Origin of the sequence: Mesohalobacter halotolerans, from assembly GCF_006120725.1 — a bacterium.
Lineage (GTDB): Bacteria > Bacteroidota > Bacteroidia > Flavobacteriales > Flavobacteriaceae > Psychroflexus > Psychroflexus halotolerans.
Genome location: NZ_SWMU01000003.1, coordinates 273386 through 289092 on the forward strand (window position 1 = coordinate 273386; position 15707 = coordinate 289092).

At 33.8% G+C, this 15707-nt stretch carries 14 protein-coding genes; 3 read left to right on the forward strand and 11 right to left on the reverse strand.

Annotation, left to right across the window (positions count from 1 at the left end; all coding sequences use genetic code 11):
* Window positions 1-14: 14 nt before the first annotated feature.
* Together FCN74_RS08400 and topA are read right to left on the reverse strand one after the other, a co-directional pair.
* Complete coding sequence (locus FCN74_RS08400; protein ID WP_171047145.1) at window positions 15-1163, reverse strand: formimidoylglutamase; 1149 nt, start codon at window positions 1161-1163, stop codon at window positions 15-17.
* A gap of 5 nt (window positions 1164-1168) precedes the next feature.
* Window positions 1169-3670 carry a type I DNA topoisomerase gene (gene topA, locus FCN74_RS08405; RefSeq protein ID WP_138932150.1) on the reverse strand — a complete coding sequence of 834 codons (2502 nt, stop codon included), beginning with the start codon at window positions 3668-3670 and terminating at the stop codon, window positions 1169-1171.
* Window positions 3671-3945: 275 nt separating this feature from the next.
* Here topA and FCN74_RS08410 point away from each other — a divergent pair, with 275 nt between their 5' ends.
* Entirely contained in the window at window positions 3946-5385 is a 1440-nt protein-coding gene (locus tag FCN74_RS08410) for an L-serine ammonia-lyase (protein ID WP_138932151.1), read from the forward strand.
* 14 nt (window positions 5386-5399) lie between these two features.
* On the opposite strand, the gene FCN74_RS08415 is transcribed toward FCN74_RS08410, so the two are convergent.
* The 3 genes from FCN74_RS08415 to FCN74_RS08425 form a co-directional block, all read right to left on the reverse strand.
* On the reverse strand, window positions 5400-5825 hold the full coding sequence (locus tag FCN74_RS08415; RefSeq protein WP_138932152.1) for a DUF4829 domain-containing protein: 426 nt from the start codon (window positions 5823-5825) through the stop codon (window positions 5400-5402).
* A 195-nt stretch (window positions 5826-6020) separates the two neighbouring features.
* The gene (locus FCN74_RS08420) at window positions 6021-7454 is read right to left on the reverse strand and encodes an NADP-dependent isocitrate dehydrogenase (protein ID WP_138932153.1); all 1434 of its coding nucleotides are present in this window, start codon (window positions 7452-7454) and stop codon (window positions 6021-6023) included.
* A 91-nt stretch (window positions 7455-7545) separates the two neighbouring features.
* The gene (locus tag FCN74_RS08425; RefSeq protein ID WP_138932154.1) at window positions 7546-8478 is read right to left on the reverse strand and encodes a LysR family transcriptional regulator; all 933 of its coding nucleotides are present in this window, start codon (window positions 8476-8478) and stop codon (window positions 7546-7548) included.
* A gap of 79 nt (window positions 8479-8557) precedes the next feature.
* On the opposite strand from FCN74_RS08425, the gene FCN74_RS08430 reads away from it, so the two are divergent.
* Together FCN74_RS08430 and trhA are read left to right on the forward strand one after the other, a co-directional pair.
* On the forward strand, window positions 8558-9049 hold the full coding sequence (locus tag FCN74_RS08430) for a hypothetical protein (protein ID WP_138932155.1): 492 nt from the start codon (window positions 8558-8560) through the stop codon (window positions 9047-9049).
* A 95-nt stretch (window positions 9050-9144) separates the two neighbouring features.
* Window positions 9145-9771 (forward strand): PAQR family membrane homeostasis protein TrhA, encoded by a 627-nt coding sequence (gene trhA, locus FCN74_RS08435; protein ID WP_138932156.1) that lies wholly within the window; start codon window positions 9145-9147, stop codon window positions 9769-9771.
* Here trhA and FCN74_RS08440 read toward each other — a convergent pair.
* The 6 genes from FCN74_RS08440 to ruvB form a co-directional block, all read right to left on the reverse strand.
* The gene (locus FCN74_RS08440; RefSeq protein ID WP_138932157.1) at window positions 9764-10423 is read right to left on the reverse strand and encodes a hypothetical protein; all 660 of its coding nucleotides are present in this window, start codon (window positions 10421-10423) and stop codon (window positions 9764-9766) included. The genes trhA and FCN74_RS08440 overlap by 8 nt on opposite strands.
* Before the next feature lie 50 nt (window positions 10424-10473).
* Entirely contained in the window at window positions 10474-11529 is a 1056-nt protein-coding gene (locus tag FCN74_RS08445) for a nucleoid-associated protein (RefSeq protein WP_138932159.1), read from the reverse strand.
* 9 nt (window positions 11530-11538) lie between these two features.
* Window positions 11539-13422, reverse strand: coding sequence for a membrane protein insertase YidC (gene yidC, locus FCN74_RS08450; protein WP_138932162.1), 1884 nt, complete (start codon window positions 13420-13422; stop codon window positions 11539-11541).
* A 118-nt stretch (window positions 13423-13540) separates the two neighbouring features.
* On the reverse strand, window positions 13541-13996 hold the full coding sequence (locus FCN74_RS08455; protein ID WP_138932163.1) for a methyltransferase family protein: 456 nt from the start codon (window positions 13994-13996) through the stop codon (window positions 13541-13543).
* Window positions 13993-14625, reverse strand: a complete 633-nt coding sequence (locus FCN74_RS08460; RefSeq protein WP_138932164.1) for a Crp/Fnr family transcriptional regulator — start codon at window positions 14623-14625, stop codon at window positions 13993-13995. Before FCN74_RS08460 ends, FCN74_RS08455 begins: the two co-directional genes overlap by 4 nt.
* A gap of 13 nt (window positions 14626-14638) precedes the next feature.
* Window positions 14639-15658 carry a Holliday junction branch migration DNA helicase RuvB gene (gene ruvB / locus FCN74_RS08465; protein WP_138932165.1) on the reverse strand — a complete coding sequence of 340 codons (1020 nt, stop codon included), beginning with the start codon at window positions 15656-15658 and terminating at the stop codon, window positions 14639-14641.
* Between the last annotated feature and the right edge of the window lie 49 nt (window positions 15659-15707).

Below are 15707 nucleotides of genomic sequence, written 5' to 3' on the forward strand. Positions count from 1 at the left end.
AATTTGAAAAAAAATCAAAATTCGTTCTTTTGCTTGGCTTTGAGCCACCTTTCAGGTAACTCTTGATTACATGCAGAAAGGTAGTTTTCTTTATCACATGGTAATAACGTATGTTGTTTTAGTTTATTATTAACGTTATTCAAATTTGAAGGAATTTCTATCCACCACCGTCTTGAAACTTGACTCTCGTAAAAGATTAAGGTTTCATTATCTACAGGAACTTGATATTTTATAAAGTTAGGGTTATTGACATCTGCAATTTCCTTTAGTCTGTATTGCGTCCCTTCTACAAAATACCATAAAATTTGACCAAGAAGTTTTTTTGAGGTTTGAGAATGTAAATACTGCAATTCATAGATTCCAAAAGAACTCACTTTATCACTAAGACCGGCATATCTTGACAAACCACATATTTCTCTATTGTTAAAACCGTTAGGCTGCATTTCATCTTGTAAAACCGATTGGCTTTCTATGCATCTTACATCTAGAGCTGCAATATCTGCATCTCTTAAAACAGGTTCTACGATTTTAATGTCGTTGACTATATCTCCTAGACGATAAGCTTCAAAAAACATTTTATCTAAAAGATGAATTTCTTCCTGTGTGTTGTAAAAGGTTTGATATCCAATATTGGCATAATTAAATAAATTGTAAGGCTTATTAACGACCATATGACTGAGGTAAGATTCGTGATTTAAAGTGGCGTTAGAATCCCCTAAATCAAATTTAAAGTCAATATTTGCAATGTTAATCATATACTTAACACCGTCATAAGCGCGATATTGCGAGTAAAGTATGTCTTGTGAGCCACCAAGTATTATTGGTAAGGTGTGATGCTCTAAAGCAAAATTAACCACTTGTCTAAGCGCATAAAAAGTATCAGATATCTCATTTCCAGGTTTGATGACACCTAGGTCTAAAATAGATATCTCCCAATTACCCAATTGAAGCTCATAAAACGCATATTTAATATGTTCAAAATCTATGCTTGTATTATTGTCAGGGTTTCCTCGGCTTTCATCGACACAAATCACGACAAAATCAAAATCTTTAATATCGTCAACTTGATTATAAAACGTCACTTTAGATCCAACTTGAGTTGTTTCTAATTGTTGGACAGCTTCGGAAAAATCAGTTGGGTTATCAATTAAAAAGTCAAACACCTTTATTATTTTTTAGCAGACTTTGATCTAGATTTAGATTTTGTCTTTCTTTTGGTTTTTTTGGGTTTCTTTTTCTCCAACATAGCTTTGACTTCTTCAAGGGTCAAAGCCTTTGCATCTGTAGATTTAGGTAATTCTATTTTAGTTTTACCTTGACTGACTTTAAATCTTCCCCAACGGGCTTTTTCGACTTTAATGCCTTCATCTTCCCAATGGTGGATAAGTTTATCTTTTTCTTTTTGAATTTTATCATCGATAAGTTCTATAATATCAGCTTCAGATAGATTTTCAAAATCATATTTTTTATTGACATTGATGAACATCCCATCCCATTTTAGGAACGGTCCAAAACGACCTTTTCCTTTTTGGACGCCTTCACCTTTATAAAAATATATTGGTTCATCGGCTTTTTCTTTGGCTTTTATAATTTCAACCGCTCTGTCATAATTGATTTCTAAAGGATCTTCACCTTTGGGTATAGAAGCAAATTTTTTACCAAATCTTATATACGGTCCATAGCGACCAACATTGGCTTCTACTTTTTCTCCCTTATATTCTCCTAAATGTTTAGGAAGCTTAAAGAGATCCATAGCTTCTTCGAAGGTGATCGAGTTTAATGTCTGGTTAGGTCTGAGACCCGCAAATTTAGGTTTTTCGTCATCCTCTACAGACCCAATCTGAACCATAGGACCATATTTTCCTAACCTTGCACTTACAGGTTTCCCAGTTTTAGGATCTTCTCCTAATATGCGTTCTCCGACTTCTCTTTCAGCATTTTTAGCGACGTCTTCAACGTTAGGGTGAAATTTGTTGTAAAAATCTTGAATAACTTCAGTCCATTTTTCCTCACCTTGTGCAATTTCGTCAAAGTTCTGTTCTAATTTAGCTGTAAAATTATAATCTAAAATCCCCTCAAAATGATTGACCAAAAAGTCATTGACAACCATCCCTACATCAGTGGGGATTAATTTACCCTTGTCTGCACCTGTGGTTTCAGGTAGGGTCTTTTCTTTGATCTGATTGTTTTTGAGAATCAATTTTTTATAAGGTCGCTTTTGACCTTCAATATTTGATTTTTCAATGTATTTTCTATTTTGAATAGTAGAAATAGTTGGAGCATATGTTGAAGGTCGACCAATACCTAGTTCTTCAAGTTTTTTGACTAGCGATGCTTCTGTGTAGCGGGAAGGCGGACGTGTAAAGCCTTGAGTCGACTCTATAGCAATTGGGTCAAGTTGATCGCCTGTCATAATTTTTGGCAGCATACCAGCTTGCTCTTCGTCTTCTTCATCTTTGCTTTCCAGGTATACTTTTAAAAAACCATCAAACTTAATCATCTCACCTTTAGCTACAAATGTTTCTTGATGTTTATCGGCTTTAATTTTTACGTTGGTTCTTTCCAGTTGCGCATTACTCATTTGAGAAGCAATAGCTCTTTTCCATATTAATTCGTACAACCGTTGTTGGTCGCGCTCGGCTGGAACCTCATGTTTTGAAAAATCTGTTGGTCTTATTGCCTCATGAGCTTCTTGTGCACCTTTAGACTTTCCTTTGTAGTTTCGACTTTGGTGATATTTTTTGCCATATGCAGATGTAATCTCTGCTTCTGCACCAGCTCTAGCCTGATTTGACAGGTTAACACTGTCTGTCCTCATGTAAGTAATGTGACCAGCTTCATAGAGCCTTTGTGCCATTGACATGGTTTTGCCTACAGGAAAGTACAATTTTCTAGCAGCTTCTTGCTGAAGTGTAGAGGTCGTAAAAGGTGGCGCAGGTTTCTTTTGAGCAGGTTTTTTATCAAGGTCAGCAACTTTAAAATGAGCATCTACACATTGCTCTAAAAATGCTTTAGCTTTTTCAAAGGCATCAAATCGCTTTGGCAGTCTTGCTTTAAAAGATGACCCTGCTTGTGTCTTAAATTGAGCCTCTACTTTATAAAATGTTTTGGTTTTAAAATCTCTAATTTCTCGCTCACGTTCAACGATAAGTCTAACAGAGACAGATTGGACACGCCCAGCAGACAGACCTCCCTTAACCTTTCGCCATAAAACCGGTGATAATTCGTAACCCACAAGGCGGTCTAGAACTCGCCTGGCTTTTTGGGCATTGACTAAATTATAATTAATACCTCTTGGGTTTTCTATAGCTTTTTGAATCGCAGGTTTTGTAATTTCTGAGAATACAATGCGCTTGGTTTTTGTATCATCAAGTTTGAGTTCGTCGTACAAATGCCATGCAATAGCTTCACCTTCTCTATCTTCATCACTGGCTAGCCATACAGTATCTGATGATTTTGCGGCTTTGTTGAGCTTTGATACAACAGATTTTTTATCAGAATTGACAACGTATTTAGGTTGAAAATCATTTTCTACGTCTACCCCAAGTTCTTTTTGCGGTAAATCTGCTATATGACCATAGCTCGATTCTACTTTATAATCTTTACCAAGAAATTTTTCTATGGTTTTAGCTTTTGCCGGTGACTCTACAATAACTAAATTTTTGGGCATACTGGTGTTATTTTGTCTTTGCAAAAGTAGGCGAAATTTTGAACAAAAAAATTGAACAGCGTTTTTATCTCAATAAAACATGCTACTAAAATAAATCAAAAGATATATAAATATTTGTATTTTAGTATTTTACACTGATTCTCAAATAAGAAATTTTTTTATTTGTTAAATGATAAAAAATTGAATTTAACACCTGTTTAAATAATCTTTGAATTTAAACTTAAATTTAAACATCTATACTTAAAAATACTCATCTTTGTAAAAACTAAATACGGGTGAAAAAAATTGAATGTATCAGTGTCTTTGATATGCTAAAAATTGGTGTTGGGCCATCAAGCTCACACACGCTTGGACCATGGAGAGCAGCACAATTTTTTGTTGAAGAATTAAAAGCATTGAAGGCTCTACAAAATATTGACGCAGTCAAAGTAGAACTTTACGGATCTCTTTCTCTTACAGGCAAAGGTCATGCTACAGATGTGGCAATTGCGTTAGGTTTAATGGGCTTTGATCCCGTAAAAATGCCTATAAAAACCATCGATTCTGAAATTAATACCTTAAAATCCCAATCTAAACTAATTTTGGGTCAACAACAGTCTATAGATTTTGTTTTTCAAAAAGATATAGAGTTCAAAAGTGAATTTTTAGATTTTCACCCTAATGGGATAATTTTTAGGGCATTTAAAAACCAAAGACCTATACATCAAGACGCATTTTATTCAATTGGTGGTGGTTTTGTTGTCAAAGAGGAAAGAAAAAAAGCCAAACAAAAAATAGAAAATTTTAAACATTTTCCATTTTCTATTCAATCTGGTGAAGAATTACTGGCTTTTTGTTCAAAAGAAAAGAAGAACATTGCTGAAATAGTGCTTGAAAATGAAAAGTCGCTCAGATCTCCAGATGAAATTAATCAAGGCCTGAAGGATATTTGGGATGTAATGTTAGGTTCTATGTACGTCGGATGCCACACAGGTGGTGAGCTGCCAGGTGGTTTAAATGTTTCGCGAAGAGCTTTAAAAATGAACCAAAATCTATTGGGTGAGCATTTTGACACTTACAATGACGCCCAAGAATGGTTACAAACCATAAGACAAACTGAGGTCAAGTTTAGACAAATTTTAAAATGGGTCAGCTGTTTTGCGATTGCTGTCAATGAGGTAAATGCTTCGTTAGGCCGAGTGGTCACGGCTCCAACAAATGGAAGTGCCGGTACAGTTCCTGCAGTGATGATGTACTATATGACTATAGAAAACCATCAAGCCTCTTTTGAGGATCTTAAAGAATTTATGCTTGTTGCCGGTGAGGTAGGCAGTTTGTTTAAAAAAGGAGCAACAATATCTGCAGCTATGGGTGGATGCCAAGCAGAGATAGGTGTATCTTCTGCTATAGCTGCTGCTGGTTTAACACACGTTATGGGTGGTTCTCCAGAGCAAGTTTTGATGGCTAGTGAAATAGCCATGGAACATCACTTGGGTTTAACCTGTGACCCTATTGCAGGTTTGGTTCAAATCCCCTGTATAGAACGCAATGCCATGGGTGCTATTAAAGCCATAAATGCTGCTGAAATTGCAATTGAATCTGATGCTACTAAAGCAAAAGTCCCACTAGACAAAGTCATTAAAACTTTGTGGGAAACAGCTCAAGACATGAATCATAAATACAAAGAAACTTCTGAAGGCGGTCTTGCAGTTCAAGTTAATATGAGCGATTGTTAAGATAGCTGTTTTGACTAAGGTTTAATCCTTGTATCTGCAATATAACTTATCATCCATTGATTGTCTTTCTTTATTAAAGTCAAAACATTAGTGCCAAAATGAGACAATTCACCATTAATGAAAAATTTGTATGGAACAGTATATTGAGCAAGATACTCCGTTTCTATAGATTTTATATCAAATATTTTTTCTTCAAAACTCATATTTGCCGGTATAGCTTTTAGCCCATCAATGAAATCTTTTTTTGTAGAAGTATTAAATGAAGGCACTGTCTCTGGTTGAAAACTATGCAATTTTAAATCATCTATTGTAACACTATCAATAGCTTGTATGTCTTTTTGATTGAGGGCTTTAAAAAAATCATGGACTACTTCTTCAGAGGATTGTTCATAAAATGTTGCGGGTATGCTTAATAAAGCTAAAAGGATAAGAAATTTCATATAACATGTATTAAAGGAATAATCGATTATTATTAATACAATCTAATCTTGAGTAGGTCGATGACTAACCTTAATCAAGGTGTAATTCAAAACAATAGATTTTGGATTAAAGAGAATTATTTAAAAGTTTAAATCATTAAAAATGCTATCCAAATATACAATATTCGGATAGCATTCATTTTATATGTAACTTAATTATTGGCCTTGGCCTAAAGAAAAACCGGGTTTGTCATCAAAATAATACAGGTTTTCTGTTTTAATCACATCAAAGCCTTTTGAGATGCATGATGAATACAGCGCAACCAAGTCGTGAGGGTTTATGTCATCTCCTTCATCACATACAAATCGACAACGCCAATGGTCTGTGCAAAATGTTTGTTTGAAACCTTTTGGCCAAACTTTTACACCTCTATTGGTGATCATAATTAATTTTAAAACATCGGTTTCTGCTTTAGCGAGCGCATTACCAAACTGTTCAGCATCTGTGTCTTTCCAATGTATGAAAATATCAACACCTACACTTTTCTTATCATAGGTTTTTCGTTTGTAAGGATGGAATTTAATTTCTGAATTTTGGCTGTAATCTGCTTTCTTTAATTGTTTTGGCGTTTTACCTAGATTTTTACAAATTTCTTCTGCAAATTCACCAGTATTCACAAGTTTTTTGCTGAGCTTATCTTGATAAATATCTTTGGTATGGTAGCCGTCTTCCAATGTTTTCAATAAGGTATTTTCTATTTTTTGAGCGATATCTCCATAACCGATATGGTTAAGCATATGAACAGAAGCCATGATTAAACCTGAAGGATTGGCAATACCTTGTCCAGCGATATCAGGAGCCGATCCGTGAATGGCTTCAAACATTGCGCATTTTTCACTAATATTACTAGTCCCACATAAGCCGACAGAGCCTGAAATTTGAGCTGTGACGTCTGATATGATATCGCCATATAGATTTGGTGCAACTATAACATCAAAATCCTCTGGTCGTTCAGCAAGTTTGGCTGTTCCAATATCGACAATCATGTTGTCACTTTCAATTTCTGGATAGTCTTCTGCTACTTCGTTAAAAACCTTGTGAAACAATCCATCGGTTTGTTTCATGATATTATCTTTTGTAAAACAGGTTACGCGTTTTCTGTTATTAGACTTAGCATATTCAAAAGCATAACGACTTATTTTTTCACATCCCGGTCTAGTGATTAATTTCAGGCATTGCTCGACTTCATCAGTTTGCCGATGCTCGATACCCGCATAGAGATCCTCCTCGTTTTCTCTTATGATGACAACATCCATTTCTGGATGCTTGGTTCTAACATAAGGATGAAAACTCTTACAAGGTCTAACGTTGGCAAACAAATTAAGTGTTTTTCTTAAAGTTACATTCAGACTTTTATAACCACTCCCTTGAGGTGTAGTTATTGGTGCTTTAAGTAATATTTTATTGTTTAAAATGGTTTGCCAACTCTCTGGTGCTATGCCTGAAGTATTGCCCGCTAAGTATTGTTGTTTTCCAATACTGATTTCCTCGTACTTAAGGGGTGCTTTGACATAATTTAAAATTTTTAATGTGGCATCCATTATTTCTGGGCCAATGCCATCGCCCTTTGCAATTGTAATTGGTGTCATGGTTTAGTTTTTCAGCAAAACTAAAAATAAATAACAATAAGTTTTTATTTATATATACAAACATATATATTAATATATTTTATATAATTGCTTAAAGTGAGCTTATATAATCTTCATACCAATTGAATTTATTGTCGATGATATCATGTTTTTCTTTTTTGATAAAATCAAGGTAAGCCTGAGCCACAGGTGAAAGCTTTTTACTTTTTAACCAAATTAAATTCCACTCTGTTGTAATGGGACATTTTTTTGAGGGCACAACTTTAACAATGTTGTTTAGCAGTGCATTCTTCAAGCCAATTATTGGCATCAATGACACTCCAAGTCCTGCGATAACGGCTTGTTTTACAGCTTCATTAGAGGTTAATTCAAGCCTTTTACCGACTGGAAAATCATAAGATTTCATATAAGTCTCCATGGCATGTCGTGTGGCAGAGCCATATTCTCTAAAGATAAGTGGTACCTTCTTTAAGGCGTTGAGGTTGTTTTTGTATTGGAAATCATAGTCTTGATTTGCTACCCATAAAAGTGTATTTGGCATTAGAGGTTCACTTTTTACGTCTATGTGAGATGGCAGTGTAGAAACCAAAGCAAAATCTACAGCATTATCCTCTAAAGATTTGACAACTTTAAGTTTATTGGTCACGTCCATATTCAATTCTATGCCAGGGTGCTCATTTACAAATTCATTTAAGAAATAAGGCATGACGTATTTTCCGGTGGACACTACAGATATTTTTAACTGACCTACCAACTGTCCTTTAAAGGCAAGAGTTTTGTAATTAATATCATTGACTTCCTTGAGAATTTTTTTTGAAGATTCTACAATTTCATGACCAAACTCAGTAATATGTATTTGGCGACCAATGACTTCTATTAGAGGTATTTCAAATTGATCTTGGAGATTTTTAAGCTGAATAGAGACCGCAGGTTGAGACAAATGCAAAGCTTCGGAGGCTTTTGTAACACTTTTGAGTTCGGCGACTTTTACAAATACTTGTAATTGATGTAAAGTATAATTCATTGTGTTTATTTATGCTCTAAATTAAAAGTATAAATATAATTAAATGCTTTAAATGTTACAAATTTGTGATTAAAAATTTATGGCTTGGTTATTCAAATTTAGATCTACAAAACGACTTTTTCTGTTATGTCCAACATGGTTCTTAGAGCCTAAGTTAAGAAAGGAATATAAAGATAATCCCTTTTTTCTCACCTCTCTTGGTGGTTCATTCTCTTTCGATAGAATACAAATTCAACAAATTAAATCTCTGGTATGTGACAAAGGAGTCCGAAAAATTTGTATTGTCGCCAATCCTCAATGCAAGTTTATACAAAATATCATAAAACCAGAGTCATTGTATAGTACAACAACAGAAGAACTATTGGCTAAAATATACCATAAAAAATATGACGATATTCAAAATGAAAAATCTTTTAAGGATAAGTGTCTAAGGTTGTCTATTTTACATGCTGAATTCCAAATAGCTGTTTTGAGGAGTAAGCCCGACATTTCATCTTTATTTGAAGATTACAATTTGGAGATATCAATCGTCATCAACCATACACCTGAAGTTACTCGAACCAAAGGATAATTTTTTTGAGGACTTTATCATTCATTTAAAATCAACCGCTTTTTATAGAAGGTTTGGTATGACTATAATTTAAAGTATTTTCGCTGAAAAAATTTTTGAGCGCAATTCAGTCTAAACACGAAGAGTTTCTAAACACATTTACGCATGGTTTAGGCATTGTATTATCTTTTTTGGGTCTCCTCGTTTTAGTCTCAAATTATGATGAGGAAAAAATAGATTTTTTATATGTATTAATTTATGGATTAAGTTTGATATTGCTCTACAGTGCTTCAACAATATACCATAGCGTAAATCATAAAGCCTATAAAGCATTATTGAGAAAACTTGACCATATCAGCATTTATATTCTAATATCAGGAACTTATACACCCATTTGTACTTCAGTTTTAAAAGATAGCTATGGATTATTAATATTAAGCATAGTCTGGTCTTTAACATTACTTGGGCTCATATTAAAACTATTTTTTACCGGAAGATTTGAAAAAATATCGCTTCTACTCTATCTAATTATGGGTTGGCTCATAATTATAGATATTGATGTGTTTTATCAAAATGTAGAGGGCATAACTTTATGGTTTTTGGGCTTAGGAGGATTTTTTTATACCTCTGGAATTTTATTTTATGTGATGCATAATCTAAAATATCATCACGTCATTTGGCATGTGTTTGTTTTATTGGGCAGTTTCTTTCATTACTTAATGGTGCTGCAAGTCATTACTTAGAATCTTTAATCATATTTATAGCTTGCGTAAAATTTTCTTCAAACTTGTATTGAAACAAATTTGGGAAAGTTGGAGTAGGTTTTATAATATCTATGATCTTTTTTTCTGCATTGGTCAAAATTATAGTTGGCAGACCAAGTGCATGCTTAAGCATTCTGACCGTATGTTCATCCCGATTTCGCAATTCATTGACATAGAGTATTTCAGTTTTTTTATGAAACAACTTTCTCATGCGACGCGCTTTTTTTCTACTGCCCCAAATGAGACACAAAAAGTCAATTTTGTCGTGAAGTACCTCAACATAACTATTGTAAAGCTCAATTTCTTCTTGAATTGGGCCTGACCAATCCGCATAAGTCAAAAGAACTAAGGGTTTCTCAAAATCTCCTAAGTTGTTTTTTTTGCGATTAAAGCAATCAACATTAAAGTCATCGAGATACGAGCCAATCAGTTTTTGATTTATAAAATCTTTATACAGTCTTGCAACTTCAGGATAATCATTTGCAGCTTTAGCTTTCTTGATCTTGTACTTATAATGGTTAATGTTTGTAGCTATCTGTTCTGAAAAGTAAACTTTAGATGAAAATTGATTTTGAGAATAGCTTTGACAAAAACTCCATACAAGAATACATATGAAGAAAATTCTTTTCATCTTAGGTTGGTTTATTTCAAATGTAATAAAAAGAAACAGTAAAAGTCTTATTATTGCTCTTCTTTGTTAAAATAGACTAAATAGTAATACATCTGACGGTCTTCATCCCAGCCTTTTTCAATGTATTTTTCTGCCGTTTCTGAATTGACAAAATCCATTTTGATTTGCACATTGGTATCGAGATTGATAACGTTTTTCATCTTTTTACGGGCTGAAGTCACCGCGGTATTTGAAATAGGAAAATTAGATAAATCTTCAATATTATATTTTGGGGCTTTATCGGTTTTGTAGTTTTTAAATTCCGGATGTAATTGTGGATTGTCTAAAACTTCGTTGAGAAATTTAGACTCTTCAAAATCTTCATTGCTCGCAAAATGGTTGACGGCTTTATTCATAAACATCATTTCTTGTTGCTTATCTTCTGCAGGTCTTACGACATCTTTGGCAAAATTCTCACAGAACTTAAGATACTTTTTGGTATAGAAATTTTCGTCAGCGAAAAAGTCAATCCCAAGAAATTCTTCTAACCAATATTTGGTGTCGTATTTATTAGAATCTATCGATAATACTTTATAGCCTGTTTCTTTTTCTACGTTTAAAATCAATGCGCCTTTGTCTAATTTATTAAGGTGAACGCCTTGCTCAAGTCGAGGTTTTAAGTTGTCTTGATTTTTATCAAACTGCAAAAAATCGTGTTTTAATTCGCTTTTAAAAATCCCAATAGCTTCAACTTTTTGGTTATCAACCAACACATTTTCAAGATAAGTTACGTAAACTTCTCCGCTCTTGATGTGCTGATGTTTAGATTGTTCAAATAAATATTTGGTGATCTGTTTTGAAATGTCGTGAAGTTCTAAAGGATTATTAAATCCCTTACGAATCATTTGGTATAAATCGTGAAATTCTAAATCGGCTTCGTGCTTAAATTGATAGTAATTTTCTTCTTTATCTCTAAAAGGTTTAAAAAAATATTCTTTTAATAGAGGCATTAATTCATCATCGACTGTAAAAGGATCTTTAGACAAAAAATAGTTTTCATTACGGCTTTTGTTGCCAACGCGATGAATTGATAAGTGCTCGATTTGAGCAGAATACAGATTTAACATGAAAGCATTTTATTTGTTGTTCAACTTTTTGCGTTCTTCAGCTTGCTTCATCATTTCCTGCATCTTCTTCGCAAATTTTCCTTTTTTCTTAGGCTTCTTTTTATTGGCTTCAATCTTGGCCAAAATTTTCTTATCGTCAATAATGTAATTTTTTATGACCAGCATAATGCCGATGGTAATTAGATTTGAGATGAAGTAATATAAAGAAAGACCACTGGCATAATTATTAAAGAAAACCAGCATAACTACCGGAGAAATGTACATGATCACTTTCATGTTGGGCATACCGGGCTGAGAAGTTTGCATGTTTTGACCTGTAGTCATCGTCATATAAAAGAAAATCGCAATCGAGGCTAAAATTGGAAATAAACTTATATGATTTCCATATACCCAAGATATCAATGGTATGTATGTATCCCATTCATAAATGGTATCATAACTAGATAAATCTTTTGCCCAAAGAAAACTTTTTTGCCTTAATTCAAAAGCACTTGGGAAAAATTGAAACAAAGCATAAAACACTGGGATTTGTAATAAAGCCGGCAAACACCCACTCATCGGACTCACGCCGGTTTTACTGTAAAGTGCCATCGTTTCTTGTTGACGTTTCATGGCATTGTCCTTATGCTTTTCATTAATCTCATTGATTTCAGGTCGCAAGACTTTCATTTTAGCCTGAGAGAGATAGGACTTGTACAATATCGGCGAAAGCACTATTCTCACCACGATGGTCATCAAAATAATGGCTAAACCATAATTCCCTAAAAATCCACTTAGGATCCCAAAAAATGGAATAAAAATATTTTCGTTTATCCAACCAAAAATTCCCCAGCCTGTAGGCACAATTTCGTTTAAATTTCTATCGTATTGTTTAAGAACTTTATAATCTGCCGGTCCGTAGTAAAAGTTCATAGACTCAGCAATTTCACCATTTTTGAATTTGATAGGCATTTGAGATTCAAAAGATTTGGTATAAAGCGTATCTACTTGTTCGTCTTGAACTAAATTTTTTGATATCATTTTAGCTTTTTCAAAAGGCTGGTCATTGAGCAAGATACTGGTGAAAAAGTGTTGTTTATAAGCAATCCAATCTACATCCGAATCTTCTTCTTCAGCCACATCGCCCTGACCAGTATAGTCGTCTTTATCACCTTCGTATTGATAAACAATCTCTGTATAACGATTTTCATAGGAAATACTTTTAGCATGACGAAATCCTTTTAAAAACCAATTCAGTTGAGGTTCTTGAGGGGAGTTAACCACTTCCTTTAAGCCCTGTGAGTAAATATCAAAATCCAACATATAATCGTTAGAATTCATCTGATAAACATATTCAAGATATTGATCTTCTGAAACTTTAAGTTTCATTGATAAGCGTTGACCGTTATCGGTTTGGGTCAATTCTGGTGTAAAATAGTAATCTGTTGTATTTATAATACGACCAGACTTGTCTTGAAATTGGATATTGAATTTTGTATTGTTGTCTTTGACTAAAAAGACGGGATCTCCTTTGTAGGTATCAAATTGTTTCATTTTAGCCTCCACAACTTGACCGCCTTTGTTGGCAATTTTAAGTTGTAAAACTTCATTTTCAATAGTTGTTATCTCATCATTGGCATTGATATTGGCATAATCAAAACTGCCTTTTAAATTTTGAAGTTGATTATTTTTTATTGAATCGATCTGAGGTATTTTTTGCTCCTGACTTTCAGAAGGTTGTGCTATACTGGATTTGTCTTGAGACTGCGGTTGAACTTCTTCGGTTTGCTTAGGTTCTGCTTTAGGCGTATCTTCAGTGAGATTATCTTGTTGCGTATAAATCATCCAAAAGAGCAAGCCAACTATCAATACATACCCTATAATAGTATTTATATCTACTTTTTTATTTTTCATTTTCAATAATTAATTAACAACCTGCAAAAATCAACAATTTGTTTGAAATAAGCAGGATTTAAGGTTTAAATCTTCAGATAAAGAATGTTGAGATAAATTTTAAAATCATGATATAGTATCAAAATAGTTTAGGTAAAAACCGCCCGGTGTTTTGTTTATAGCGTTTGTAGTTAGGAAATTTATGTTGAAGCTGCGCTTCTTCATATTTTGATTTGAAATAAAATAAAACAACTAAAATCAAAGCAATACACAATTGAAAAATAGAGTTTTTGTAAAGGCTCCAGGATAATAATCCCAACATTATAGAAGTATAAATGGGATGTCTAATGTATTTAAAAATGCCATGGGTTATCAATTTAGAATCGGTTTTTGGAGTGGGAAATGGAGACAAATTTGTGTTTAGTACTAAAATACTCAAGACAAATATCACAATTGCAAGTGCTAAACAAATACCTAAAACAAAATCTGGTAATACTGGCGGAAGCGTATAAAATTTAAGATCAATTATAAAAGCAAAAAACAAAAGAAACTGCAGTCCAACAAAAAGGAGGTCTTTTTTGGTTTTAGGCCTCATAAGTCAATGACTTCTATAGAATTACGATGTAACTTAATCTTATTGTCTATTTCAAGTTTTTTTAATAACCTGGATATGACAACACGAGACGTGTGCAATTCATAAGCAATTTGTTGATGGGTAATTTTTAGGGTTTCATTTTGGTTTATTTTTGCCTTGTCTCTTAAATATTTCATCAACCGTTCATCCATTTTTAAAAAGGCAATCGTATCCAGTGTATCTAACATTTCGCTCAATCGATTTTGATAGCTTTCAAATACAAACTGTCGCCAAGAGGTATATTTTGCGGTCCATTCTTCCATTTTTTGGACTGGAATCATCAATAATTCGGTATCGCTTTCAGCTATGGCACGAATTTCACTTTGCGCATTGCCGATACAACAAGTTAAAGTCATGGCACAGGTATCGCCACGTTCCAAAAAATAGAGTAAAAGTTCGTCACCATCTTGATCTTCTCGCAATACTTTTATAGCTCCAGAAATGAGCAAAGGCATAGATTTGAGGTAATCGCCAATTTCTATAATAGTATCGTTTTGTTTAAATTGTTTGTAAATACCAACCTTATGGATTTCATCTATCAATTCGTCTTCAAAAATAAATCCATAAGCGTCTTGTAAAAGTGCTTTCATTATAAATCAATAATTAAAATAAGGAATTGCCCTTAGAAGGCATTTTTCCCAAATGTGAAAATGCTAATTCTGTCACCTGTCTTCCGCGAGGTGTACGATGAATAAATCCTTTTTGAATCAAAAATGGTTCGTAAACTTCTTCTATAGTTTCAGCATTTTCTGAAACTGCTGTTGCGAGTGTAGACAGACCAACTGGACCACCTTTAAATTTATCAATAATGGTCGTTAAAATTTTATTGTCCATGTCATCTAAACCGTAAGCATCGACATTTAGAGCTTTTAAACCGTATTTGACAATCTCAATATCAATTTTACCGGAGCCTTTAATTTGTGCAAAGTCTCTAATTCGTCTCAATAAGGCATTGGCTATTCTTGGTGTCCCTCTGCTCCTACCGGCAATTTCTATAGCTGCTTCGAGCGAAATTGGCACATTGAGAATAGCAGCACTGCGTTGAATGATGTCTGATAATAATTCAGTTGAATAATATTCTAATCTATTTGAAATTCCAAATCTAGCACGCATTGGCGAAGTCAATAGTCCAGAACGTGTTGTCGCACCAATTAAGGTAAAAGGATTAAGTTCGATTTGAACACTTCGCGCGTTGGGACCACTTTCAATCATGATATCAATCTTGTAGTCTTCCATTGCAGAGTATAAATACTCTTCAATCACAGAACTCAACCGGTGAATTTCATCGATAAACAACACATCTCTAGGTTCTAGATTGGTTAATAAACCTGCTAAATCACCGGGTTTATCAATGACTGGCCCTGAAGTGACTTTGATGTTTGAGTTTAGCTCATTGGATAATATATGCGCTAAAGTTGTTTTACCCAACCCTGGTGGTCCGTGTAACAAGGTGTGGTCTAAGGCTTCGCCACGTTGATTTGCTGCCTTAACAAAAACATCAAGATTTTCTAAAATTTTGTCTTGACCAGCAAAATCATCAAAACTCAGCGGTCTTAATGCGCGTTCAATATCTTTTTCTTCCGATGAAAAAGAATCTCCTGTTGGGTCTAAATTTTCATTCATATACAAACATTAACTTCGGGTAAAGATAATGAAAGCAAAAAAGTAAATC